This window comes from uncultured Roseovarius sp. (genome assembly GCF_913054395.1).
GTDB lineage: Bacteria > Pseudomonadota > Alphaproteobacteria > Rhodobacterales > Rhodobacteraceae > Roseovarius.
Map to the genome: position 1 here is coordinate 1 of NZ_CAJXIP010000049.1, position 22,990 is coordinate 22,990.

At 60.7% G+C, this 22,990-nt stretch carries 25 protein-coding genes; 11 read left to right on the forward strand and 14 right to left on the reverse strand.

All coding sequences use genetic code 11. From position 1 onward, the window contains the following. Positions 1-148 precede the first annotated feature (148 nt). Both QZ522_RS08785 and QZ522_RS08790 read left to right on the forward strand, forming a co-directional pair. Entirely contained in the window at positions 149-286 is a 138-nt protein-coding gene (locus QZ522_RS08785) for a hypothetical protein (RefSeq protein WP_294609939.1), read from the forward strand. Between the two features lie 305 nt (positions 287-591). After that, a complete protein-coding gene (locus QZ522_RS08790; protein WP_294609942.1) occupies positions 592-1,374 on the forward strand; it encodes a Hint domain-containing protein in 783 nt (260 codons plus the stop codon). Positions 1,375-1,384: 10 nt separating this feature from the next. Here QZ522_RS08790 and QZ522_RS08795 read toward each other — a convergent pair whose 3' ends face one another. Continuing rightward, positions 1,385-1,885 (reverse strand): Lrp/AsnC family transcriptional regulator, encoded by a 501-nt coding sequence (locus QZ522_RS08795; protein ID WP_294609945.1) that lies wholly within the window; start codon positions 1,883-1,885, stop codon positions 1,385-1,387. 204 nt (positions 1,886-2,089) lie between these two features. On the opposite strand from QZ522_RS08795, the gene trxB reads away from it, so the two are divergent. Together trxB and QZ522_RS08805 are read left to right on the forward strand one after the other, a co-directional pair. Beyond that, positions 2,090-3,034 carry a thioredoxin-disulfide reductase gene (trxB, locus tag QZ522_RS08800; RefSeq protein ID WP_294609948.1) on the forward strand — a complete coding sequence of 315 codons (945 nt, stop codon included), beginning with the start codon at positions 2,090-2,092 and terminating at the stop codon, positions 3,032-3,034. 235 nt (positions 3,035-3,269) lie between these two features. Next, on the forward strand, positions 3,270-4,982 hold the full coding sequence (locus QZ522_RS08805; protein ID WP_294609951.1) for a bifunctional sulfate adenylyltransferase/adenylylsulfate kinase: 1,713 nt from the start codon (positions 3,270-3,272) through the stop codon (positions 4,980-4,982). A 72-nt stretch (positions 4,983-5,054) separates the two neighbouring features. Here the strand turns inward: QZ522_RS08805 and QZ522_RS08810 are convergent, their stop codons facing one another. The 4 genes from QZ522_RS08810 to QZ522_RS08825 form a co-directional block, all read right to left on the reverse strand. Next, positions 5,055-5,924 (reverse strand): glycosyltransferase family 10, encoded by an 870-nt coding sequence (locus QZ522_RS08810; protein ID WP_294609954.1) that lies wholly within the window; start codon positions 5,922-5,924, stop codon positions 5,055-5,057. A 74-nt stretch (positions 5,925-5,998) separates the two neighbouring features. Then, positions 5,999-6,886 carry a PhzF family phenazine biosynthesis protein gene (locus tag QZ522_RS08815; protein ID WP_294609956.1) on the reverse strand — a complete coding sequence of 296 codons (888 nt, stop codon included), beginning with the start codon at positions 6,884-6,886 and terminating at the stop codon, positions 5,999-6,001. Between the two features lie 25 nt (positions 6,887-6,911). Next, positions 6,912-7,139: a DUF1150 family protein gene (locus QZ522_RS08820; RefSeq protein ID WP_294609958.1), complete on the reverse strand. Its 228-nt coding sequence runs from the start codon at positions 7,137-7,139 to the stop codon at positions 6,912-6,914. Between the two features lie 6 nt (positions 7,140-7,145). Then, positions 7,146-7,559 (reverse strand): Hsp20 family protein, encoded by a 414-nt coding sequence (locus tag QZ522_RS08825; RefSeq protein ID WP_294609961.1) that lies wholly within the window; start codon positions 7,557-7,559, stop codon positions 7,146-7,148. Positions 7,560-7,718: 159 nt separating this feature from the next. On the opposite strand from QZ522_RS08825, the gene QZ522_RS08830 reads away from it, so the two are divergent. The 3 genes from QZ522_RS08830 to QZ522_RS08840 are packed head-to-tail and all read left to right on the forward strand — an operon-like array spanning position 7,719 to position 9,538. Beyond that, positions 7,719-7,943: a DUF465 domain-containing protein gene (locus QZ522_RS08830; RefSeq protein WP_294609962.1), complete on the forward strand. Its 225-nt coding sequence runs from the start codon at positions 7,719-7,721 to the stop codon at positions 7,941-7,943. Between the two features lie 46 nt (positions 7,944-7,989). Beyond that, positions 7,990-8,478, forward strand: coding sequence for a 5-(carboxyamino)imidazole ribonucleotide mutase (purE, locus tag QZ522_RS08835; protein ID WP_294609965.1), 489 nt, complete (start codon positions 7,990-7,992; stop codon positions 8,476-8,478). After that, on the forward strand, positions 8,471-9,538 hold the full coding sequence (locus tag QZ522_RS08840; protein ID WP_294609967.1) for a 5-(carboxyamino)imidazole ribonucleotide synthase: 1,068 nt from the start codon (positions 8,471-8,473) through the stop codon (positions 9,536-9,538). Before purE ends, QZ522_RS08840 begins: the two co-directional genes overlap by 8 nt. A gap of 65 nt (positions 9,539-9,603) precedes the next feature. Here the strand turns inward: QZ522_RS08840 and QZ522_RS08845 are convergent, their stop codons facing one another. Together QZ522_RS08845 and QZ522_RS08850 are read right to left on the reverse strand one after the other, a co-directional pair. Beyond that, positions 9,604-10,752, reverse strand: a complete 1,149-nt coding sequence (locus tag QZ522_RS08845) for an alpha-D-ribose 1-methylphosphonate 5-triphosphate diphosphatase (protein ID WP_294609970.1) — start codon at positions 10,750-10,752, stop codon at positions 9,604-9,606. After that, complete coding sequence (locus QZ522_RS08850) at positions 10,749-11,474, reverse strand: alpha/beta fold hydrolase (protein ID WP_294610004.1); 726 nt, start codon at positions 11,472-11,474, stop codon at positions 10,749-10,751. The genes QZ522_RS08845 and QZ522_RS08850 overlap by 4 nt, the downstream gene beginning before the upstream one ends. A gap of 71 nt (positions 11,475-11,545) precedes the next feature. Here QZ522_RS08850 and QZ522_RS08855 point away from each other — a divergent pair, with 71 nt between their 5' ends. Further along, positions 11,546-11,983, forward strand: a complete 438-nt coding sequence (locus tag QZ522_RS08855; RefSeq protein WP_294609973.1) for an NUDIX domain-containing protein — start codon at positions 11,546-11,548, stop codon at positions 11,981-11,983. A 4-nt stretch (positions 11,984-11,987) separates the two neighbouring features. Continuing rightward, complete coding sequence (locus QZ522_RS08860) at positions 11,988-12,488, forward strand: GreA/GreB family elongation factor (protein ID WP_294609976.1); 501 nt, start codon at positions 11,988-11,990, stop codon at positions 12,486-12,488. Here the strand turns inward: QZ522_RS08860 and QZ522_RS08865 are convergent. The 4 genes from QZ522_RS08865 to QZ522_RS08880 all read right to left on the reverse strand — a co-directional run bounded on the left by QZ522_RS08865 (position 12,472) and on the right by QZ522_RS08880 (position 15,891). After that, the gene (locus QZ522_RS08865) at positions 12,472-13,335 is read right to left on the reverse strand and encodes a DMT family transporter (protein WP_294609979.1); all 864 of its coding nucleotides are present in this window, start codon (positions 13,333-13,335) and stop codon (positions 12,472-12,474) included. The genes QZ522_RS08860 and QZ522_RS08865 overlap by 17 nt on opposite strands. After that, positions 13,335-13,820: an N-acetyltransferase gene (locus QZ522_RS08870; RefSeq protein ID WP_294609982.1), complete on the reverse strand. Its 486-nt coding sequence runs from the start codon at positions 13,818-13,820 to the stop codon at positions 13,335-13,337. The genes QZ522_RS08865 and QZ522_RS08870 overlap by 1 nt, the downstream gene beginning before the upstream one ends. A gap of 71 nt (positions 13,821-13,891) precedes the next feature. Continuing rightward, the gene (groL, locus tag QZ522_RS08875) at positions 13,892-15,535 is read right to left on the reverse strand and encodes a chaperonin GroEL (RefSeq protein ID WP_294609984.1); all 1,644 of its coding nucleotides are present in this window, start codon (positions 15,533-15,535) and stop codon (positions 13,892-13,894) included. A 68-nt stretch (positions 15,536-15,603) separates the two neighbouring features. Continuing rightward, on the reverse strand, positions 15,604-15,891 hold the full coding sequence (locus QZ522_RS08880) for a co-chaperone GroES (RefSeq protein ID WP_073198263.1): 288 nt from the start codon (positions 15,889-15,891) through the stop codon (positions 15,604-15,606). A 255-nt stretch (positions 15,892-16,146) separates the two neighbouring features. On the opposite strand from QZ522_RS08880, the gene QZ522_RS08885 reads away from it, so the two are divergent. Next, positions 16,147-17,067 carry a manganese-dependent inorganic pyrophosphatase gene (locus tag QZ522_RS08885; RefSeq protein ID WP_294609990.1) on the forward strand — a complete coding sequence of 307 codons (921 nt, stop codon included), beginning with the start codon at positions 16,147-16,149 and terminating at the stop codon, positions 17,065-17,067. A gap of 54 nt (positions 17,068-17,121) precedes the next feature. Here the strand turns inward: QZ522_RS08885 and QZ522_RS08890 are convergent, their stop codons facing one another. The 3 genes from QZ522_RS08890 to QZ522_RS08900 all read right to left on the reverse strand — a co-directional run bounded on the left by QZ522_RS08890 (position 17,122) and on the right by QZ522_RS08900 (position 20,999). Beyond that, complete coding sequence (locus QZ522_RS08890) at positions 17,122-17,847, reverse strand: LuxR family transcriptional regulator (protein ID WP_294609993.1); 726 nt, start codon at positions 17,845-17,847, stop codon at positions 17,122-17,124. A 351-nt stretch (positions 17,848-18,198) separates the two neighbouring features. Beyond that, on the reverse strand, positions 18,199-19,488 hold the full coding sequence (gene ccrA / locus QZ522_RS08895) for a crotonyl-CoA carboxylase/reductase (RefSeq protein ID WP_294609996.1): 1,290 nt from the start codon (positions 19,486-19,488) through the stop codon (positions 18,199-18,201). Positions 19,489-19,619: 131 nt separating this feature from the next. Then, positions 19,620-20,999 (reverse strand): 1-acyl-sn-glycerol-3-phosphate acyltransferase, encoded by a 1,380-nt coding sequence (locus QZ522_RS08900; RefSeq protein WP_294609998.1) that lies wholly within the window; start codon positions 20,997-20,999, stop codon positions 19,620-19,622. 148 nt (positions 21,000-21,147) lie between these two features. On the opposite strand from QZ522_RS08900, the gene QZ522_RS08905 reads away from it, so the two are divergent. Beyond that, positions 21,148-22,990: methylmalonyl-CoA mutase family protein (locus tag QZ522_RS08905; protein WP_294610001.1), on the forward strand; the 1,843-nt coding region annotated here is incomplete at its 3' end.

A 22,990-nucleotide genomic window follows, 5' to 3' on the forward strand; every position in this document is an offset into this window, starting at 1 on the left:
TAAATTCAACGCTCACAGGCCTGCTGAAAAAATCGCAAGCCTTTCCGGTTTTCTTTATTCTCGCCAAAACTTGGCCCCAAATCGGGTGCATAGTTGCTGATAACGAAACAATGCGCCAAGCGCCAAAACACTACCCGAGGAGAGAGCAATGAAGAAAAGATGGTTGAAATCGGTCGTGGACAACAGCAAGCAACAGGCCCCGACCCTGCCCTTTCACCGCGCCGCACGTCAGGCAACCAAGCGCGCGCGCCTCGTTTCGCTGCCAGCGGCGGTAAAATCCGCATAGGCCGCTCTGGACGATATCTTCGATCAGTGCCTCGGCACAACACAAAGGCCACCCGATGACAGAGGGTGGCCTTTTGTGATTCGGGCATGTGGCGGCCGCAGAATGTGGCAAAGCTGAAAGCCAGCGCGAAACAAAGCCAAGGCAAATCCGCGATTGACCCGGCTCTCGCGACAATGACCCCTGAAACTTGACCCAAATTACCGGCAAACGGCATATTCTCCACATAACGCAAACAGAACTTGTCCTTCTGTCGTTGTCGGTGGGGGCCGACGCGGTTGTGACAGCCTTATAAAAGGTGACGCAACATGACCATTCCCCGCTGGAGCGCATATTCGGCGCAACGCCCTACCTGTACTCCGCTTCCCACCAAGCATGCCACTGCGCCTAACGACAAACCCATGTCGATGCGCAAATACCGCACATCCTGGCAGGCGGACGACGGCCAGATCATGGAGGCCGAACAGCTTGGCCCGGCGCACCCACTGTTTGAATCCGCGTTTTCCGCTTTTGCGCGCGGCACCTTGATCAACACCACACGCGGCCCCGTCGCGATCGAGGATCTGACGCCGGGCAACCGGGTTGTAACGGCCGAACACGGCCCGATGCCGGTGAGATGGGTAGGGTCCATGACACTTGCCATGCCTCATAATAGCATCGACCAAGAGCCGACAACCCTGACCCGGATCATGGCCGACGCATTTGGGATCGGGCGCCCGATGGCCGATCTCCTTGCCGGACCGGGGGCCCGCATCCTGACCCGCCCACGCAACATGCGCGGTAATCCCGACACCGATCAGGTCCTGACCCCCGCGCGCAGCCTAAGCGATGGCATTCAGGCGATTACGATCACGCCGCAGCATCCGGTGACAGTCTTTCACCTGTGTCTGCGTCGTCATTCCACGATCACCGCAAATGGACTTGAAGTTGAAAGCTTTCACCCCGGCATCGACTTCGAGAGGCCCCTTGGCCCCACTATGCTTGCGCTGTTCATGGCGATGTTCCCGCACATCCACGAGCCACATCAATTCGGCCCGATGGCGCATATGCGGCTTCCGCTGACCGCGCCCGAAGGGCTTGAAATCGCCTGAGTGGCGCAGGTCAGGCCGACTGCGTCAACCGTGCCTCAAGGATATCAAACGGCACACCCGGATCATCCTTGGCGACGCGGATGACCAGCGATGTCTTGACGCTCGCCACATTATCGGCCGCCGTAAGTTCCTCGGTCAGAAAGCGCTGAAAGGTGCTTAGATCGGGGGCAACGCATTTGAGGATGAAATCCACCTCGCCGTTGAGCATGTGACATTCGCGCACAAGCGGCCAGTTGCGACAGCGCGCCTCAAATGCGCTCAGGTCGGCCTCGGCCTGGCTTTGCAGGCCGACCATGGCAAAGACCTGAACCTCGAACCCAAGTTCGCGGGCGTCCACATCGGCGTGATAGCCGCGGATGAACCCCGATTCTTCCAGCGTGCGCACCCGGCGCAGGCAGGGCGGCGCGGAAATACCGACGCGTTTGGCCAGCTCGACATTGGTCATGCGACCGTCTGCCTGCAACTCGGCCGGTATTTTGCGATCAATCGGATCAAGACGGGAAACCGCCATGTAACATCCCCCTCAGACTTCGCGATTGTTATACCACGCCCAATAGCACGCGCAATAATCTTTCGCTCCTGCGCAAGATCATTTCCCCACAGCCTCCGGAATACGTGGAACGGCAAAGCCGGGTTGCAAGGGGTTACATGCCGGACGCCGCGTCGCTATATCTTCGGCCAATCAAAATGCAACCGCACATCAAAGAGATATCCCATGTCCGAAACCCGTCATACCAAATGCCTTATCATTGGATCCGGTCCCGCTGGCTATACTGCCGGCGTCTATGCCAGCCGCGCCATGCTTGAACCGATCCTTGTGCAGGGCATTGAGCCGGGCGGACAACTTACCACCACGACCGAGGTTGAGAACTGGCCCGGCGATACCGAGGTTCAGGGTCCCGACCTTATGCTTCGCATGGAGGCGCACGCCAAGGCGATGGGATGCGAGATCATCGGCGACATCATCACCGAACTTGATCTTGAAAAGCGCCCCTTTACCGCACGCGGCGACAGCGGCACGGTGTATACCGCCGATGCCGTAATCCTGTCGACCGGCGCGCGCGCCAAATGGCTTGGCCTGCCCAGTGAAGACGCGTTCAAGGGCTTTGGCGTGTCGGCCTGTGCCACCTGCGACGGATTCTTTTATCGCGGCCAGGAGATCGTTGTAATCGGTGGCGGCAACACCGCCGTGGAAGAGGCGCTTTTCCTGACAAATTTCGCATCCAAGGTGACCCTGATCCACCGCCGCGACGAATTGCGGTCCGAAAAGATACTTCAGGACCGCCTGTTCAAGAACCCCAAGATCGAAACCCTCTGGCATCATACGCTGGACGAGGTGATCGGCACCGACAACCCCAAGGGCGTCGAGGGTGTGCGGGTGAAACATGTCGAGACCGGCGAAATCACCGAAATTCCCTGCAAGGGCGTGTTCGTCGCCATCGGCCACGCGCCCGCCAGCGAACTTGTCGCTGACACGCTTGAGCTTCACAATGGCGGTTACGTCAAGGTCGAGCCGGGCAGCACCCGCACCAGCGTGCCCGGCGTTTTTGCCGCCGGAGACCTGACCGACCATGTCTATCGTCAGGCGGTAACCAGTGCCGGCATGGGATGTATGGCAGCGCTTGACGCCGAACGCTGGCTGGCCGAACAAAACGACTGATCAGGCGAGGCGCCTTTCCGAGGGCGCGCAGGACGGGTGATCAAACGCCTGTCTTGCGCGCCGGGCTCAAAACACGATTTTGTACCGGACTGCGATATTTTCGTAGCATTTTGGCCTCTTTTACCCAAGATTCCTTGGTTTAGCTTGAAAGTTGTCCTTTTGCGGGTCTAAGCCGCGCATAATCCGGTTGCGCACGGCAACCCAGTTTCACCATGCAATTTGCCTGAGGGTTTCGATGCAACACCAAAACCTAACGCCCATCCCAGAACTTTATGTCTCGCACGAAAGCGCCCTTAAACTGAAGGTCGAGGCGGCGGACCTAATCAGCTGGGACCTCACCCCGCGTCAGATCTGCGATCTGGAGCTTTTGATGAACGGCGGGTTCAACCCGCTCAAGGGCTTTCTGAGTGAGGCCGATTATGACGGCGTTGTCGAAAACATGCGCCTTGCAAATGGCGCGCTCTGGCCGATGCCGATCACCCTTGATGTCAGCGAAAAGTTCGCAGAAGGGCTTGAGCTTGGGCAGGACATCGCGCTGCGCGATCAAGAAGGCGTGATCCTCGCCACGATGACAGTGACCGACCGCTGGACCCCCAACAAGGCGCGCGAGGCCGAAAAGGTCTTTGGTGCCGACGATCTCGCCCATCCGGCAGTGAACTACCTGCATCACACGGCCGGGTCGGTCTATCTTGGCGGGCCGGTAACCGGCATCCAGCAACCAGTGCATTACGATTTCCGCGGCAGCCGCGACACCCCGAACGAGTTGCGCGCGCTGTTCCGCAAGCTTGGCTGGCGCCGGGTCGTGGCGTTCCAGACCCGCAACCCCCTGCACCGCGCGCATCAGGAATTGACCTTCCGCGCCGCAAAAGAGGCCCAGGCCAACCTGCTTATTCATCCGGTCGTGGGCATGACCAAACCGGGCGATGTCGATCACTTTACCCGCGTGCGCTGTTACGAGGCGGTGATTGACAAGTATCCGGGCTCGACCACCACGATGAGCCTTTTGAACCTTGCCATGCGCATGGCCGGCCCCCGCGAAGCGGTCTGGCACGGGCTTATCCGCGCCAATCACGGCTGCACCCATTTCATCGTCGGCCGCGATCACGCGGGCCCCGGCAAGAACTCTGCCGGCGAGGACTTTTACGGCCCCTATGACGCCCAAGACCTGTTCCGCCAATACCAGGATGAGATTGGCCTGGAGATGGTCGATTTCAAACATATGGTATTTGTGCAGGAACGCGCCCAGTACGAACCGATGGACGAGATCAAAGACAAGGATGACGTGACCATCCTGAACATCTCGGGCACCGAGCTGCGCCGCCGCCTGCAAGAGGGCCTCGAGATCCCGGAATGGTTCTCGTTCCCCGAAGTGGTCAAAGAACTGCGCCGCACCCGTCCGCCGCGCTCGCAGCAGGGCTTTACCGTGTTCTTCACCGGTTTCTCGGGCTCGGGCAAATCGACTATCGCCAATGCCCTCATGGTCAAGCTGATGGAAATGGGCGGTCGCCCGGTGACCCTGCTTGACGGCGATATCGTGCGCAAGAACCTCAGCTCGGAACTGGGTTTCTCGAAAGAGCATCGCGACCTCAACATTCGCCGGATCGGCTATGTCGCCTCGGAGATCACCAAGAACGGCGGCATCGCGATCTGTGCGCCGATCGCGCCCTACGCTGCCACCCGCCGGGCCGTGCGCGAAGAGATCGAGCAATTCGGTGCCTTCATCGAGGTGCATGTCGCCACCACGATCGAGGAATGCGAGCGCCGTGACCGCAAGGGTCTCTACAAACTGGCACGCGAAGGCAAGATCAAGGAATTCACCGGGATTTCAGACCCCTATGATGTTCCAGAGGCGCCCGAATTGCGTGTGGAAACAGAAGGCGCGGATGTCGACAACTGCGCGCATCAGGTGATCCTCAAGCTTGAACAGATGGGCCTTGTCGCAGGCTAACCCGCCCGCACATCCGCCATTGCCGAATGATCAATAAAGGGTCGCCCCGTCGGGGCGGCCCTTTTGATTGGCTCAACCCTCGGCCAGAACCGCCTCGGCGGCCCGCCGGTGCAGATCGGCAAACTCGCCCGCCCGTGCACGCATCGCCGCAAGCGCTGGCTGGCGGGCCTTGAATCCCGCCTCGTTCATCTGCTCGACAGCGCGCCGGACATCCGCCGCGCTTTCACATTGGATAATCGCCGCCGGATCGAAGAAATCGCCGATATTGGGGCAGCCCCAATAGATCGGCACGCATTGGCACAAGATAGCATCCACAAGCTTTTCGCTGAAATAATTCCGTTCGCGCACATTCTCGATCACGATTGAAAACCGATAGGGCGCAAGACCCTCCGACTTGGCGGCAAACGGCCGATAGCCCATGCCCATGACATCCACATCCCGCCCCCCGGCGCGGATCCATTCGACCGTGTCATGGCGAAGCCTGTGCCCCTCTTGCGAGCGTTTCGCCGAGGCGATCAGGGAACACATCGCCGTTTTTTCAATCTCAAGATCGCGCCAGCCCTGCACCCAGCTATCGCCAAACGGAAAGAACACCCCATTGGGAATTTGCGCCAGCAAGGTGTCATCCGCGCTCAGCACACGGTAAAACCGCCGATGGGTCAGTCGCAAAAGCTGCATGTGATGGCTGTGAATGGCGCGTGGCTCCATGAACATCAGCGACACGCGCGCCCGTGTCCCGAAGCCAAGGCGACAATGATGCGTGTCGCGCGGCGGAACGATCAGGTGATCCTCAGGCCTCAGATCGCCAAGCGTCTGTCCCGCAATCCCTTCCGGTTGCCCAAGCGGCCAGATCAGCCGATCGAGGGCAAGCGCCGATGGCCGCCAGCCAAGCGGAACGCCATAGGGCAGAATGGCAACTCTGGGGGTGGTGGGATCGGTCATTGGTCCGCGCAGGCTCCGCTTTTGCGGTGTGATAGGCGCAATCCGTGTTCTGGGCAATCGGCTTTGTCAGAGGCTCAGAGATGAAGCTGCCCGGACATCAACACCCGGCCCCGGCCGGAGACCCGCACGCCGCTTATCGCCCCTGGCGGTCCAAGCACCTCGACATGCGCCTGTCCGGGGCGCCCCATCCAATGCCCCTGTTCGGCCGTGAAACGCCGGCCTTCAATCAAGCCGTGCCGCCAGAGATACGCCGCCATTGCCCCGGTCGCGGAACCGGTAAAGGCATCCTCTGGCGGGCTTGGCGGCGCGATAAGCAGGCGCGAAAACGTATCCCCCGCCGGGGTGGCGCCGCCCTGCGTGACCCAGAACGGCTCCATCATATCGGTGCGATCATGGCCAAGATGCGCCGCCAGCCGCGCCAGGGCCCCCACATCAAGATCTAGTCGGCGCAGCACGTCTTGATCTCGCAGCACCGTAATGCAGAACGGCAAGCCGGTTGAAACGACCTGTGGCGTGGCGATGATATCCTCGGCCTCAATCCGGCCCACAGCCGCCACAAGATCGCGTGGCAGATCGGGCCCGAACTCGGGCGCGACCTGGGTCATCGTGACAAGCGGCGCATCGCCATGTGCATCGTCGATCTCGACCGCCACCAACCCGGCGCCGGTTTCAAGCACAAGGCCGCGCCCGCGCGTCAACCCGCGCGCCACCAGAGAAGCGACCGTTGCAATCGTCGGATGCCCGGCAAACGGAATTTCCCGGCTGGCAAGGAAATACCGCACCTTGATGTCGGCGACGGTCGACGGCTCAAGAAAGGTGCATTCCATAAGCGAAGTTTCACGCACAAAGGCCTGACAGGTCTTTGCGTCAAGTGCCCCCGCATCATGCAGGACGGCACAGCCGTTTCCACCGAATGGCTGATCGGAAAAGGCATCGACCCAATCGAACGCATAGCTGGTCATCGAAACCCTCCGCCGCTGTCGGCCCTCAGTGAACCGTCACCGGCTCCATGTTGTTTTCCCGCGCCAGCATGAACGCCAGCTTGCGGTCGGCCACAAGCGCCAGACGCTCGCCATGTGCGGTATGCACCGCGTAAAGCGTCTTCAGATCGCCCGCCTGTTCGCGCATCTCCTCGGGCAGGTCTTTGACCTTGACCGGGCGGACATAAACAATGGCGCGTTCCTCGTTGGCCTCGAATTCGTATTTGGTATCCATCTTGGCTTACCCCTTATTGATCTTGATCCGCTGCACCACCGGTTCGGGTTGGGCGCGGGTCAGGTCGACATGCAACAGACCGTTTTCCATGATCGCCTCGCCCACTTCGACCCCGTCGGCCAGCACGAAAGAGCGCTGGAACTGACGCGCGGCAATGCCACGATGCAGGTAAAGACGGGCTTCGGCCTCGTCACTCTGACGGCCCCGGATCACCAACTGGCGATCCTCCACCGTGATCGACAGATCATCCTCGGCAAACCCGGCCACGGCCAGCGTGATCCGATAGGAATTGTTCGAGGTCTGCTCGATGTTGAAAGGCGGGTACCCCTCATTGCCGGATTTCGCGCTGCGTTCCAGCATCCGCTCAAGTTGTTCAAACCCAAGCATGTAGGGGTGTGACCCCAGAGTAAGCTTTGTCATCGACACGTCCTTGACTATAAGCGACCGTCCGTTGCGCAGGCCCCGTTGCGGCGACCTGCCTCCGAAATATGGGGTTTGTCATGCGCGCGTGCAAGGGCTTTGCGAAACGGCGCAACTTCAGTATCTTATCGGTTCAATGGTGCAAGGGAATCGCCAGCCATGAACGCCTATAGCGACCTGTCGATGAAATCCGAAGACGTCCTGCGGGTCGAGCTTGAGGAATTTCGTCGCGAACACCGCGATCTGGACGAGGCCATCGCCGCACTTCAGCACAAGGGTACGGCCGATCAACTGACCCTTCAGCGCCTGAAAAAGAAAAAACTTTACCTGCGCGACATCATCGCCCGCATCGAAGACCGGCTGTATCCGGACATCATTGCGTAACCCCCGCCGATCAGTATAGTGCGCGCTTCATTGCAAGGGGCGTGATATGACAGAGGTCAAAGTCGGCATCATCATGGGAAGTCAGTCTGACTGGTCCACCATGCGCGAAGCTGCTCAAATTCTCGATGAACTTGGTGTTGCCTACGAGACGAAAATCGTCTCGGCCCATCGCACGCCGGACCGGCTCTGGGACTATGGCAAAACCGCCGCCGGGCGCGGCCTTCAGGTGATCATCGCTGGTGCCGGCGGTGCCGCGCATCTGCCTGGCATGATGGCTAGCAAAACCCGCGTGCCGGTGATCGGGGTGCCGGTTCAGACCAGGGCCCTCTCGGGTGTCGACAGCCTCTACTCCATCGTCCAGATGCCGCGCGGCTTTCCGGTGGCGACCATGGCCATCGGCGGCGCCGGGGCGGCCAATGCCGGCCTGATGGCCGCCGCGATCCTTGCCAATGGCGACGCCGATCTTGCCACCCGGCTTGACGACTGGCGCATCGCCCTCTCTGCCTCAATTCCGGATGAACCCACCGATGACTGATCCCCTTCCCACCGGCGCGACCATCGGCATTCTCGGCGGCGGTCAGCTTGGCCGGATGCTCTCGGTTGCCGCCGCCCGCCTTGGCCTGCGCTGTCATATATTCGAGCCGGGCGCGAACCCGCCCGCCGGTGACGTGGCCCATGCCGTCACCACTGCCGCCTACGAGAATGAGGACGCCCTGCGCGCCTTTGCCGAAAGCGTCGACGTCATCACTTACGAGTTCGAGAACATTCCAACCTCGGCCCTCGATATCCTGGAAAAGCTCAAACCCGTCCGGCCGGGTCGCAAGGCCCTGCGCATAAGTCAGGACCGGCTGGTCGAGAAGGCCTTCCTGAGCGAACTCGGCCTGCAAACCGCGCCCTTTGCCGCAGTGGACGACACCGAGGATCTGGTCGAGGCGATTGCCGAAATCGGCCTGCCCGCGATCCTCAAAACCCGCCGCTTTGGCTATGACGGCAAGGGTCAGGCCCGGATCATGACCCCGGACGACGCCGAAACGGCGCTGGCCGACATGGCCGGCCAACCGGCCATTCTGGAAGGTTTCATCGAGTTTTCGCACGAGGTCTCGGTGATTGCAGCACGCAATGAGGCCGGCGATGTGGCCTGTTTCGATCCCGGCGAGAATGTCCACCAGGGCGGCATCCTGCGCACCACCACCGTGCCCGCCCGCCTGAGCGGCGCACAGCGCACCGATGCGGTGCTTCTGGCCGCCAGGATCCTCAACAACCTGCGCTATATCGGCGTCATGGGGGTCGAGCTTTTCGTGACCGACAAGGGCCTCATCGTCAACGAAATCGCGCCCCGGGTGCATAACTCCGGCCACTGGACACAACAGGGCTGCGCCATTGATCAGTTTGAACAGCATATCCGCGCCGTAGCGGGCTGGCCCCTGGGCGACGGCACGCGCTATGCCGATGTGGTGATGGAGAACCTGATTGGCGATGATATGGATCGCCTGCCAGAATTGGCAAAAACCCCCAATACCGCGATCCACCTGTACGGCAAGGCCGATGTCAAATCGGGCCGCAAGATGGGCCATGTGAACCGCATCGCCAAATAAAGCGACCACAGGCCTTTCATCTTTCCATAAATACTCAAATCGCGCCGCATCCCCCTGCGGCGCGGCTAGCCGATGAAACGCGCCGCCGCCTCGCCCGACAGATAGCTGATCCGCCCGGCGGCCATGCTTGCCATCACCTTGCGGCTGCTGGCCTCCAGCACCACAAGATCGGCCCGCAAGCCGGGGCACAGCGCACCCCGATCCGCCAGCCCGAGGATACGCGCCGGGCCGGATGAGACAAGCGCCCAGGCCCCCGCAAGATCGCAGACCCCGCCATCGGCCAAAAGAAACGCCGCGCGTTTCAGCGAGGGATAGTGGTAATCGGAGGCAAGCGCATCGACCATCCCCATCGCCACAAGCTCGATCGCGCTGACATTGCCGTTGTGCGATCCGCCGCGCACCACATTGGGCGCCCCCATGATCACCGCATCGCCGCCTGCACGCGCCTCTTCGGCGGCCTCAAGCGTTTCGGGGAACTCGGCAATTGCCACGCCCCGCGCGCGCGCCGCGCGGCGCTGATCGGCGCGACGGTCGTCATGGCTGCCAAGGCGCACACCGCGCGCCACAAGATCGGCGCTCAGCCGCTCAAGCGCGGCGGGCACCTCGCCCATTGCGGCATGCAGCCCCTGAATGAATTCCAGGTGTTTCTCGGGATTGCGCCCGATCCGAAGCGCCTGACCATGCAGACGCGGCGGGCGCTTGCCCTTGTCCAACGCCTCATGCGGCAGGTGATCGTTGAACACCACATAGCCGATGTCATGACGCGCAACCATCTCGGCCACGGCCGCATAATCGTCCAGCATGGCCATTTCAAAGCGAAGCTGTGCGCGCAGGTCGGTCACTACCCGCCCCTGCATGCGGGCGATGCCCTCGAACACCCGCTCGGCGAATTCCGGCCCGCGCATGCCGCCTTCCCAGCTATAGAACTGAGCCAGCGTGGCGGTGGTGATGCCATTCGCGGCCAGCTCTGCCTCGGCGGCAACAAGACCCTGCCCGAGGTCCTTCATCGCGCCTCGGCGCGGGGCAAGGTGGCGCTCAAAGCCATCGCCATGCACATCGACAATCCCCGGCAGGACAAGAAACCCGCTCAGATCAACCTCGCGCCCCACCGGCGCATCACCGATCACACCACCGCTTATGGCAAGCGGCTGATCGGATATCCCCTCGGGGCGCAGCACCTGCGCGCCGGTCAGTGTCAGGGTCAGCGCGCTCATTCCTTGACCCATCCCCAAAGAACATCGCCAAGCGTCAGGTCATGGTCAAACGCACCATCGCGCAGGAAACTCTCCACCTGCGCAATCACCAGCGGATTGTTCATCATGAAGGTATGCGTCACCGGCAGGGTAAGATGATCAGCCATGCCCGCAACCCTGGTCGAGGCAACCGAGACCTTGCCGTCATCCGGCCCCTCGATCAGGCTGGAATAATAGGGGTTGAGCGAGCGCGTCCCGGCGATCACCCCAAGCTCGAAATCCACCGGAGCGAGCTGTGCCGGCACACCCTTTGGCCCGGTCTCAAGCTGCCCACCAGCCGGGCCGTTCCACCATTGGAAAAGCTCAAGCCCGCCAAGTTCGTCGACAAGTTCGCTGCCATGGTTGGGCGGCGCAAGCATGACCACGCGCCCCATAACCGCGGGCCGGTTATCCCGAAGCCAGAGCCGCAACAGGATGCCGCCCATCGAATGGGTGACAAAATGCACCCTGGTGTCGCCGCACACCCGCACCCCGAACGGCAGGGCCTCTTCGGCAAGCTGCGCGATCCGTTCCTCGGTCGAGGGGTAATCGACGCTGAACACGTCATAACCCGCCTCTTCAAGCGCCTCTTCCATTACCAAAAGCGAGGTATCAGAGCGCGCCAGACCATGCAGCAACACCACGCAATCCGCGCGCGCGGGCGTGGCAAGCAAACCGGCACACAGGCCGAGGGCGAAAAGCATCTGTTTCATGCTGCCGAGATAGGTATATTTGGCCCGGCTGAACAGCCCCTTTCCCACCCGGAGACACCACTTTGAGCATCCGCATCGCCACCCGCGCCGTGATCGTACAGGATCAGCGACTGTTGCTGGTCAATGCCTTTCCGGGCGAACAAAGCGATCTGTGGTGTGCGCCCGGCGGCGGTGCCGAGGCGGGTACATCGCTTCCCGAGAACCTGCAACGCGAGGTTTACGAGGAAACCGGGCTGCGTATCCGGGTCGGCCCGCCCTGCCTTGTGAACGAATTTCACGAGCCGAAAAGCGGTTTTCATCAGGTCGAGATTTTCTTTCGCTGCACCATCGTCGAAGGCGAGATCTGCGACAGCTGGCAAGACCCCGAGGCGGTCGTCAACCGTCGCCGTTTTGTCAGCGCACAAGAAATCACCGGCCTACGCGTCAAACCCGACAGCCTTGCCCATGTCGCCTTTGCGCGCGGCATGGGGTATGATCCGCTTGAAACGCTGGTAAGGTGACACGATGAACAAGGCCTTTACCAAAGAGGATAACGGCAGCACGCCGGAGCGTCTGCCCGACCTGCCGATCAGCCCCCATCCCAACCATGTCACACCGCAGGGTCTGGCCCGTCTCAAGGCGCGTCACGCCGCCCTTGAGGCCGAGCTTGCCCGCCTGCGCGAGGGTCGCGATTTCCTGGATGACCTGCACCCGCTGGCGGTGGCCGAACGCGATCTGCGTTATGTCGAGGCGCGGCTGAACACCGCGATCCTTGTGCCCCCACCCACCGAGGCAACCGATCAGGTGCGCTTTGGCGCGACGGTCACCGTGGCGGACGAGGACGGGCAAGAGAGCACCTATACCATTGTCGGCGAGGATGAATCAGACCCCGCGCAACACCTGATCGCGGCGTTTTCGCCGCTGGCACGCGCCCTAATCGAGGCGCGCGTCGGCGATATCGTGGAATGGCCAAAACCCACCGGCATGGTCGAACTTGAGGTGCTGCGCGTCACCTATCGCGATTAGCGCGGCCAAGCGGCAGAACCGAAATCGCAACGCCGCCCAGCACCAGAACCGTCGCCATCACGAATTGCAGATCAAGCGCCTCGGCGAGAAAGATCATGCCGCCCGCCATGGCAATCACCGGCACGGTCAGTTGAGCCACCGCCGCCACGCTTGCCCCGATCCGTGGCAGGATCGAATACCACATCGCATAGCCCACCCCAGAGGTCAGCGCCCCCGAGGCGATCGCCAGAAGAATCCCGTCGCGCCCGATCTCCGCGCCGCTTTGCCCTGTCGGCCAGAGCAGCATCAGCAGCACCCCAACCGGGGCCGCCAGAACGAAATTCGCTGCCGTCGCCTGAAGCGCGTCGCGATTAAGTCGCCCGGCCAGTGAATAAAGGCCCCAGCCGACCCCGGCCAGCGCCATCAAAAGCCCGTGCAGCGGGCTTATCACCGGGCCGGCGCCGGGCCAGAGCAACCAGACCAGGCCAGCGAAAGCCACCAGCGCCCCGATCCAGCGGCGCGGCGGCATCGCCTCGCGCATCCAAACCCCGCCTGCGAACATGGTGATCTGAACCACGCCAAAAAGGATCAGCGCCCCGATCCCCGCGTCAAGTGCGTTATAAGCCCCGGAAAACCCATAGATATAGACCAGCAGCGCCAGAACCCCGGCGATCCGCCCCGGCCCGCGCAACTCGATCCGCCCGCGCAGGGCAAGACACAGCCCCGCCAGCATCACCGCTCCGGCGACAAGCCGGATCACCCCGAAACTGGCCGCGTCGATACTGCCCCCGGCAAGCGCCAGCCGGTTGAGCACCGAATTGGCGGCAAAGGCGATCATGGTTACAGTTGTCAGCAAAAACAGCGGCATCAGGGACCCTCGAAGGCTTTGGGATAAATCAGGCTCTGTTCTGGCACATCCGCGCCCGGACCCGCCAGCAACGTGTTCGTGATGGGATAGGGCGAGCTTAGGCGCGCGGCGCGCTCAAGGCTGAACCCGGCGCGGGCGTAAAAACCGGGCTGGCCGAGCACGACCACGTAACACCCGCTCATGCGCGCCCATTCCGACAGAAGGCCGATCATCCGGCGGCCGTGGCCCTGCCCCTGCCAATCGGGATCAATCGCCACCGGCGCAAGGCAAAGCCAGCGTTTCGGGCTGCGCATCACGGACAGGGCGTAATATCCGACGATCCCGTCGTCTGAAGGCAACACGGTTTCCCCCGCGATATCGCCTGCCCGGCGCAGCTTTTCGACAAGGCGCACCTCATCCTGCCCGCCAAAGGCGCGCTGTAACAGCGCGGCCACGGCGGGTTCTTCTCCGCGCCGCATCTCGCGGCTGAATTGCGTGCGTTTCACCGTATCCACCTGCCAAAAAAAAGGGGCCGCCCGAAGGCGACCCCAATGCGTTAGCACAGATGTGCAGCAGATTACATCATGCCGCCCATGCCGCCCATGTCGGGCATGCCGCCACCGGCGCCTGCGCCTTCTTTGGCGGGCTTGTCGGCAACCATCGCTTCTGTGGTGATCAGCAGGCCTGCGATCGAGGCTGCGTCTTCCAGAGCGGTACGCACAACCTTGGCCGGGTCGATCACGCCGAACTTGAACATGTCACCATATTCATCGGTCTGAGCGTTATAGCCAAACTTGAGGTCTTCGCTCTCGCGGATTTTGCCCGCAACAACCGAACCGTCAACACCGGCGTTCTCGGCGATCTGACGCAGCGGCGCTTCAAGCGCCTTGCGCACGATCATGATGCCGGCTTGCTGATCGCTGTTGGCGCCTTCCAGACCCAGCAGGGTCTTGGCCGCCTGAACCAGAGCAACACCGCCGCCCACAACGATACCTTCCTGCACGGCCGCACGAGTGGCGTTCAGCGCATCGTCGACGCGGTCTTTACGCTCTTTCACTTCGATTTCGGTCATGCCGCCGACGCGGATAACAGCAACACCACCGGCCAGTTTGGCCACGCGCTCTTGCAGTTTTTCACGGTCGTAATCGCTGGTGGTGTCTTCGATCTGCTGACGGATCTGTGTGACCCGTGCTTCGATCTCGGCTTTTTCACCGTGGCCATCGACGATGGTGGTTTCGTCTTTGGTGATGTTCACGTTCTTGGCCGAACCCAGCATATCCATGGTGACGGATTCAAGCTTCATGCCCAGATCTTCAGAGATCACCTGACCACCGGTCAGAATGGCGATATCCTGAAGCATCGCCTTGCGACGATCGCCAAAGCCGGGGGCCTTGACCGCAGCGATTTTCAGACCGCCACGCAGCTTGTTGACCACGAGGGTTGCAAGCGCTTCGCCTTCTACGTCCTCGGCAATGATCAGCAGCGGCTTCTGGCTCTGAATCACTTGCTCAAGCAGCGGAACCATGGCCTGAAGCGACGAAAGTTTCTTTTCGTGCAGCAGGATCATGCAGTCTTCCATCTCGGCAACCATCTTGTCCGAGTTGGTAACGAAATAGGGGCTCAGGTAGCCGCGGTCGAACTGCATGCCTTCGACAACATCGGTCTCGGTTTCAAGACCTTTGTTTTCTTCGACGGTGATCACACCCTCGTTGCCGACTTTCTGCATTGCGTCCGCGATCTGACGACCGATTTCAGCTTCGCCATTGGCGGAGATGGTGCCGACCTGTGCAACTTCGGCACTGTCATTGACAGGGCGCGAGGCGGCTTTGATGGCGGCAACAACCTTGTTGGTCGCCATGTCGATCCCGCGCTTGAGATCCATCGGGTTCATTCCAGCGGCAACCGATTTCATGCCTTCCTTGACGATGGCCTGGGCCAGAACAGTGGCGGTGGTGGTACCGTCGCCTGCTTCGTCATTGGTGCGGCTGGCCACTTCTTTGACCATCTGCGCGCCCATGTTTTCGAACTTGTCTTCAAGCTCGATTTCCTTGGCAACCGATACACCGTCTTTGGTGATGCGCGGTGCGCCAAAGGATTTTTCCAGAACCACATTGCGGCCTTTGGGGCCAAGTGTCACCTTAACCGCATCGGCCAGGGTGTTGACGCCTTTGAGCATGCGATTGCGGGCGTCTGTAGAAAAACGTACGTCTTTTGCAGCCATTTTCAGGTGCTCCCGTTTTTTGAAAATCTAGTGTTGATGAGATGATAAGGCGGTTTGAAAACCGGGCCTTATGCCATCAGACCCAGAATGTCGCTTTCTTTCATGATCAACAGCTCTTCGCCATCAACCGTCACTTCAGTGCCCGACCATTTGCCGAACAGGATGCGGTCGCCGGCTTTTACAGCCATCTCGATCAGCTCGCCGTTGTCCTTGCGTGCGCCTTCGCCGCAGGAAACAACTTCACCCTCGCTGGGTTTTTCTTTTGCGCTGTCGGGGATAATCAGTCCGCCAGCAGTTTTTTCTTCGCTTTCAACGCGGCGAACAAGCACGCGGTCATGCAGCGGTTTAAATGCCATCTCTGAGGCTCCTTGGCTCAAAGTTTCTCCCGATGACCCCTACAAGGGGGTCGTTAGCACTCAGTCTCGCCGAGTGCTAACGACGCATAGCTAGGCACCACGCCAAACGGAGTCAACACCAATGATCCATAAAATCAGCGCTTTCGGCATTCTCCGCCCCCGGAAATTATGCCGCAGCGCAGCGTTGTGAGGTGACAAACCGGGCGCGGCCCCCTATAAGGCGCGCAAATCAGACAGACCCACAGGAATGCCCCAATGACAACACTTGTTTTCGGCCATAAATCGCCCGACACCGATTCAACCGGCTCGCCCATCATCTGGGCCTGGTATCTGAATGACGTTCAGGGCACACCCGCCGCCCCCGCGCTGTTGGGCGAGCCAAACACCGAGGCGCTTTTCATGCTGGAGCGCTGGAACCTCGACAAGCCGCAGATCATCGAGGGCGTCGCCGCCGATGCGCCGGTGGTGATCGTGGATACCAACAACCCGGCCGAACTTCCTGCCGATATCAATGCCGCCGATATCCGTGGCATCATTGATCACCACAAGCTTGTTGGCGGGCTTGAAACCAAAGGTCCGATCGACATCCGGATCGAGCCTTTGGCTTGCACTGCGACGATCATGTACAAGATGATCGGCAAGGACATGGCGCAGATGCCCACCGCCATCAAGGGCGCGATGCTGACCTGTATCCTGAGTGACACGCTTGAATTCCGCTCGCCGACCACGACACAGGAAGACAAGGCCATTGCGCATGCACTTGCCGAGGATCTCGGGATCGAAATCGCCGATTACGCCGCCGAAATGTTCGCCGCGAAATCCGATGTCTCGGCCTTTTCCGATGCTGAACTGCTGCGGATGGACTCGAAGGAATACGGCGTTGGCGACACCAAGTTCCGCGTCAGCGTTCTTGAAACCACCGCTCCGGCGACCGTGCTGGACCGCAAGGACAGCCTGATCAACACCATGACGACCGTTGCCGCCGAAGACGGTGTGGATCAGGTTCTGTTGTTCGTCGTCGACATCCTGAACGAGGAAGCCACGCTTTTGGTGCCCAACGATCTGGTTAAAACCCTCGCCGAGAAATCCTTTGGCGCGACCGTGTCTGGCGACACCGTCGTTCTGCCCGGCATCATGAGCCGCAAGAAACAGATCATCCCCAACCTCAAGGTCTGAGGACAGTCTTTGACGAAAGCAAAGGGGCGCTGCGTGCGCCCCTTTTTCGTCGGCTCACACCACGATCAACCCCCGGCTGGTGGCGCGCGCCACCGCATGAATGGTGTTGACCGCCCCAAGCTTGAAACGCGCCGATTCCACATAGACCCGCAGGGTGTGCTCTGAAATACTGAGCGTCTGCGCCACCTGCGCCCGGCTGTATCCCATCGCCAAAAGGGTAAGCCCGTCCACCTCGCGCGGCGACAGGGGCTGGATCTGACCGGGGTTGCGGTCAGGCTCGAAATCAAGCGCTTTCTGGTTGAAGTAATGCGCGATCAGGATCAGGTCGCGGCGATGTTCCTCGGTGAAGGCCGCCCATGTCGCATCATCGCAATGATGGCTGACGGTAAAAAGCGCGAACTGCCCGTTCGGGCCGCGCACCGGCACCGAGTACCCCTGGTTGCCGATGCCATACTCTATCGCCTCAAGCTGAAAGGCGCGCGCGGCCTTGCTTGACCAGTCAAGCCGCTTCCAATCCACCGGATGAAACCGCTTGTAACACCCCTGAATAACCGGGTCGGCGCGCACATAGTCCTGATCAAGGTAACGCTGCACCCAACTCGGCGGGTAGGTGCCACAGCCATATTGATCACCGTCCCCGCTGACCCAGTGATAGACCATGTGATCGACGTGCATCAGATCACGCAACTGCTCGATCAGATGCTGTAGCCCAACTAGATCAGAGGCATGTTCCAAGGCCACCAATAGTGTTTCCAACCGCGCGGGCGGGATTGCGTTCATTCGCGGAATGTCCTTCCCCAGTCAACGCAAGCTCGGTCGCGGCCATCAGCCGTGTATCATCCAGCTGTTCGGCCAAAACACTCAACCCATTCTCACGGGCAAATGTCTGTAGATCGGCAAGAACGTCGAGTATCCATTCGTTTCGCATCTGTCAGTCTCGCCTAACACTGGTTAATGAATAGTTAATACAACCATAGCATGCATTGTAAAAGATGGATATTCGCGAATAACAACTCCCCCGAAATAGTGATGCGGTCATTTGCCAAGCATTTGATACCATTGAACGCGAACCGCCCGCGACCCAATTCAATGATTCGCGGGCGATGTCAGGTCGGAAACCCCGAGGCCAATTTATGAACGGCCGGCCTCGATCACATCCTCGACGGTGCGCAACCCGGTGCGAGGCGCCTGAACAAGAACCGCCATATTGCCCGGCTTATGTTCATTGCGCAGCATCTTCATATGCGCCTTGGGGATCTCATCCCAGGGAAACACCTCGGACATGCAGGGATCAATTCGCCGCTCGATCATGAGCTTGTTCGCCGATGCCGCCTGCTTGAGGTGGGCAAAATGCGAGCCTTGCAGACGCTTTTGATGCATCCACATATAGCGCACGTCAAAGGTACAGTTAAAGCCGCTGGTCCCTGCACAGATCACGACCATGCCGCCCTTTTTGCACACAAGACTGGACACCGGGAAGGTTGCCTCGCCGGGGTGCTCAAACACGATATCAACGTTGTTGCCTTTGCCGGTGATATCCCAGATCGCCTTGCCGAACTTGCGCGCTTCCTTGAACCAGGCGGCATATTCGGGCGTGTTGACCGTGGGCAGCTGCCCCCAACACTTGAAATCCTTGCGGTTGATCACGCCCTTGGCGCCAAGATCCATGACAAACTCGCGCTTGTCTTCGTCCGAGATAACGCCGATGGCATTGCCGCCCGCAGCATTGATCAACTGGATCGCAAACGACCCGAGACCGCCCGACGCCCCCCAGACCAGAACATTCTGACCGGGCTTGAGTTCATGCGGGTGATGCCCGAACAACATCCGATAGGCCGTGGCAAGCGTCAGCGTGTAGCAGGCCGATTCTTCCCATGTCAGATGTTTGGGACGCGGCAGCAATTGCTGCGCCTGAACGTTGGTGAACTGTGCAAAGGATCCATCGGGGGTTTCATAGCCCCAGATCCGCTGGCTGGGCGAAAACATCGGATCGCCGCCGTTGCACTCTTCGTCGTTGCCATCATCCTGGTTACAGTGGATGACAACCTCGTCGCCCACCTTCCAGTTCTTGACCCGGTCCCCCACGGCCCAGACGATGCCCGCCGCATCGGACCCGGCAATGTGATACTCGGCGCCATGGCCGTCAAAGGGGCTGATCGGAACACCAAGACCGGCCCAGACACCGTTATAGTTAACGCCCGCCGCCATCACCAGGACAAGCACCTCGTGGCTGTCCAGAACGGGGGTATCGACCACCTCGACCTGAAAGCTCTTGTCGGGCTCGCCATGGCGCTCGCGCCGAATGGCCCAGGCATACATCTGCTTGGGGACATACCCCAGCGGCGGCATTTCACCGACCTCATACAGGTCCTTTTCGGGTGCCTCGTAGGGCGCAATACCCGGTTCTGTATCCAAAGCCATGATAAGCCTCCTGTCACAAATTGCCGCGACGCAGAATCGCGCCTCTCTGGACCTGAAATATCCGTCACGACGCAACAATGCAATGCCAAAGAGGGTATTTTTGTAACTTTATGACCGAGCAAGCGCAGAAATTACACCACGCCCTCGCTGCGTTCGCGAAAAAGATGGGCAATTGAGGCGGCGTAAAATTCGACAATCGGGCGCTCGTGCCCGACAAGCGAGTACAGGCCATCAGCCTCCTCTACCATTGCGCGCTTGCGCAACACCTGAAGGCCAAACTGTGCGGCATTGCCGGTATCATCACGCGGCAGATGCAGACATGCGTTCGGCAGCTCCGCCATCATATCCGCCACCCGCGCCTCAAGCTCGGCCATGCTCAGCGGCGCCTTGGCCTGCACCATCGCCCGCGCGACAAGCGGCACGGGCAGCACCGGAACCTCTTGGCCGATCCGCTCCATCAAAAGCCTTGCAAGCCCTTTTATCCCCGCGCCCGGATGATCGCGCTCGAACGCGGCCAGCGACAGCGGCGCGCCGAAACTGACCGCCGCATAGCCATGCCGGTGATAGCGACCGCGCAAGCGCAACCAGATCTGTTTGAGGACAAAGCGACTGATCACGCTTATCCGGGCGGGAAACTTGCGGCCGCCCGCCTGCCTCGCCGCCACCAAAAGGCGATCCTCGAACACCCTGTCGTAATTCAGGGCGACCGGCACAAACACCACGTCGCGCATACCGGGGGAGCGTTCCTCGACCAGGTATTTCAGCAACCCGAGCTTGGGCGGCGCCAATGCACCATCAAGGCTAAGCCCACCCTCGGGGAACATCGCCTGGGTCACGCCACCATCCGTGGCCATGCCGACATAGCGCGCCAAAACCCTGCGATAGAGGTCGTTGCGAGATTTTCGGCGGATGAAATAGGCCCCCATTGCCCGGATCAACCGGCTAAGCGGCCAGACCCGCGCCCATTCGCCCACCGCATAGCTAAGCGCCGAACGTTCCGCCGCCAGCCAGGTCACCAACACGTAATCCATATTGCTGCGATGGTTCATCACAAAAACCACCGTTGCCTCTTTATCCACCGCACTCAGGGCGGCGGCGTCAAAATGGCCAAGCCGCACGCGGTACAACGACCAACTCAGCCATTTCGCGGCGCGGATTGCCACCCCGAAATAAGCGCTCGCACTAAAACCCGGCACGATCTCGCGGGCATAGCGCCGGGCTTTTTCAAAGGCCACGTTTTCGGGCACACCCTCGGCCTTGGCATGGGCGACAATTGCGCGGCTGACCTCGGGATCGTAAATCAGCCGCTGGATCATGTCGTGGCGCCGCGCCAGCTTGAACGGCTCAATCGGGCGCTCAAGCCGGGTGTTGAGCCTGGCCACCACCCGCTCCATCCGGCGCCTGAAAAACCAGCGTACCGAGGGAAACAGGAAATGCGATGCGAATGTCACTGCCGCGAAAGCAATAAGCAGGATCAGCGCCCAGACGGGCATTTCCACAACATTCCCCATCCGCGCACCAAAGCAGGGTTTGTTCCCGGCGTAAATGCCCTGAAAATGGGGTGATGCCGCGATGCAGCGAATTGACAGCGCCACTTTATTGCATATAAACGAAGCCGGACGTAAGAAAATTACCCAAACCGATTCACGAGGCCCCATCATGTCGCAGACGCAGAAAGACCGCCCCTGGCTGATCCGAACCTACGCCGGACATTCCACCGCGAAAGCCTCGAATGCGCTTTACCGCGCCAACCTTGCCAAGGGACAGACCGGCCTTTCGGTGGCCTTCGATCTTCCGACACAGACCGGCTATGACAGCGACCACATCCTGGCGCGCGGCGAGGTCGGCAAGGTCGGCGTCCCGGTCAGCCACCTTGGCGACATGCGCGCGCTGTTTGCCGATATCCCGCTTGATCAGATGAACACCTCGATGACGATCAACGCGACCGCGCCCTGGCTATTGTCGCTTTATATCGCCGTAGCCGAGGAACAGGGGGCGGATGTGACCGCCCTGCAAGGCACCGTGCAAAACGACCTGATCAAGGAATACCTCAGCCGGGGCACCTATATCTGCCCGCCCAAACCCAGCCTCAAGATGATCGGGGACGTGGCCGAGTATTGCTATAAGAACGTGCCAAAATGGAACCCGATGAACGTCTGTTCCTATCACCTGCAAGAGGCCGGCGCGACACCGCAACAGGAACTGGCCTTTGCCCTGGCCACCGCCACCGCCGTTCTTGACGAACTCAAGCCACGCGTCGCGCCCGAGGATTTCCCGGCGCTTGCGGGGCGGATTTCGTTCTTTGTGAACGCGGGCATCCGGTTTGTCACCGAGATGTGCAAGATGCGCGCCTTTGTCGATCTCTGGGATGAAATCCTTGAAACACGCTATGGCGTGAGCGATCCGAAATACCGCCGCTTTCGCTATGGCGTACAGGTCAACAGCCTTGGCCTGACCGAGCAACAGCCCGAGAACAACGTTTACCGCATCCTGATCGAAATGCTGGCCGTGACCCTTAGCAAAAAGGCCCGCGCGCGCGCCGTGCAACTGCCCGCATGGAACGAGGCGCTTGGCCTGCCGCGCCCCTGGGATCAGCAATGGTCGATGCGCATGCAACAGATTCTGGCCTATGAAACCGATCTTCTGGAATTCGACGACCTGTTCGACGGCAACCCGGCGGTGGATGCCAAGGTCGAGGCCCTGAAAGACGGCGCGCGCCACGAGCTGGCCAATATCGACAGCATGGGCGGCGCGGTCGATGCGATCGAATACATGAAGGCCCGCCTTGTCGACAGCAACGCCGAGCGCCTTGGCAGGATCGAACGCAATGACACCATCGTCGTCGGCGTAAACCGCTGGCAGGAGGGTGAGCCCTCGCCGCTTCAGACCGAGGACGGCGGCATCATGGTGGTCGACCCGGCGGTCGAGGCCGAACAGATCAACCGCCTCAAAGAGTGGCGCAATGCCCGCGATGCAGATGCCGTGAAAGAGGCGCTTGCAAATTTGCGCGCCGCCGCCGCCGAGGGGCACAATGTGATGGAGCCGTCGATTGCCTGCGCCCGTGTCGGCGTGACCACCGGCGAATGGGCCGCCCAGATGCGCGCCGTGTTCGGCGAATATCGCGGCCCCACCGGCGTCTCGGCCAATCCGTCGAACATGACCGAAGGCCTTGATGACATCCGCGCCGCCGTTGATACGGTCAGCGACCGCCTTGGGCGGCGGCTCAAGTTTCTGGTTGGCAAGCCGGGCCTTGATGGCCATTCCAACGGCGCCGAACAGATCGCCTTTCGCGCCCGCGATTGCGGCATGGATATCGGCTATGCCGGTATCCGCCTGACACCCGAGGAAATCGTGCGCACCGCACTTGAGGACGAGGCCCATGTTGTCGGCCTCTCGATCCTCTCGGGAAGCCATATGCCGCTTGTCGAAGACCTTATGGCGCGGATGCGCGAGGCGGGGCTTGGCGCGGTGCCGGTGATCGTCGGCGGCATCATCCCCGAGG

Excerpts from the sequence above, each read along its gene's own strand:
- QZ522_RS08785 (WP_294609939.1), top strand. The coding sequence starts at position 149 with ATGAAGAAAAGATGGTTGAAATCGGTCGTGGACAACAGCAAGCAACAG.
- QZ522_RS08790 (WP_294609942.1), top strand. The coding sequence starts at position 592 with ATGACCATTCCCCGCTGGAGCGCATATTCGGCGCAACGCCCTACCTGT.
- QZ522_RS08795 (WP_294609945.1), bottom strand. The coding sequence starts at position 1,885 with ATGGCGGTTTCCCGTCTTGATCCGATTGATCGCAAAATACCGGCCGAG.
- trxB (WP_294609948.1), top strand. The coding sequence starts at position 2,090 with ATGTCCGAAACCCGTCATACCAAATGCCTTATCATTGGATCCGGTCCC.
- QZ522_RS08805 (WP_294609951.1), top strand. The coding sequence starts at position 3,270 with ATGCAACACCAAAACCTAACGCCCATCCCAGAACTTTATGTCTCGCAC.
- QZ522_RS08810 (WP_294609954.1), bottom strand. The coding sequence starts at position 5,924 with ATGACCGATCCCACCACCCCCAGAGTTGCCATTCTGCCCTATGGCGTT.
- QZ522_RS08815 (WP_294609956.1), bottom strand. The coding sequence starts at position 6,886 with ATGACCAGCTATGCGTTCGATTGGGTCGATGCCTTTTCCGATCAGCCA.
- QZ522_RS08820 (WP_294609958.1), bottom strand. The coding sequence starts at position 7,139 with ATGGATACCAAATACGAATTCGAGGCCAACGAGGAACGCGCCATTGTT.
- QZ522_RS08825 (WP_294609961.1), bottom strand. The coding sequence starts at position 7,559 with ATGACAAAGCTTACTCTGGGGTCACACCCCTACATGCTTGGGTTTGAA.
- QZ522_RS08830 (WP_294609962.1), top strand. The coding sequence starts at position 7,719 with ATGAACGCCTATAGCGACCTGTCGATGAAATCCGAAGACGTCCTGCGG.
- purE (WP_294609965.1), top strand. The coding sequence starts at position 7,990 with ATGACAGAGGTCAAAGTCGGCATCATCATGGGAAGTCAGTCTGACTGG.
- QZ522_RS08840 (WP_294609967.1), top strand. The coding sequence starts at position 8,471 with ATGACTGATCCCCTTCCCACCGGCGCGACCATCGGCATTCTCGGCGGC.
- QZ522_RS08845 (WP_294609970.1), bottom strand. The coding sequence starts at position 10,752 with ATGAGCGCGCTGACCCTGACACTGACCGGCGCGCAGGTGCTGCGCCCC.
- QZ522_RS08850 (WP_294610004.1), bottom strand. The coding sequence starts at position 11,474 with ATGCTTTTCGCCCTCGGCCTGTGTGCCGGTTTGCTTGCCACGCCCGCG.
- QZ522_RS08860 (WP_294609976.1), top strand. The coding sequence starts at position 11,988 with ATGAACAAGGCCTTTACCAAAGAGGATAACGGCAGCACGCCGGAGCGT.
- QZ522_RS08865 (WP_294609979.1), bottom strand. The coding sequence starts at position 13,335 with ATGCCGCTGTTTTTGCTGACAACTGTAACCATGATCGCCTTTGCCGCC.
- groL (WP_294609984.1), bottom strand. The coding sequence starts at position 15,535 with ATGGCTGCAAAAGACGTACGTTTTTCTACAGACGCCCGCAATCGCATG.
- QZ522_RS08880 (WP_073198263.1), bottom strand. The coding sequence starts at position 15,891 with ATGGCATTTAAACCGCTGCATGACCGCGTGCTTGTTCGCCGCGTTGAA.
- QZ522_RS08885 (WP_294609990.1), top strand. The coding sequence starts at position 16,147 with ATGACAACACTTGTTTTCGGCCATAAATCGCCCGACACCGATTCAACC.
- QZ522_RS08890 (WP_294609993.1), bottom strand. The coding sequence starts at position 17,847 with ATGAACGCAATCCCGCCCGCGCGGTTGGAAACACTATTGGTGGCCTTG.
- ccrA (WP_294609996.1), bottom strand. The coding sequence starts at position 19,488 with ATGGCTTTGGATACAGAACCGGGTATTGCGCCCTACGAGGCACCCGAA.
- QZ522_RS08900 (WP_294609998.1), bottom strand. The coding sequence starts at position 20,999 with ATGGGGAATGTTGTGGAAATGCCCGTCTGGGCGCTGATCCTGCTTATT.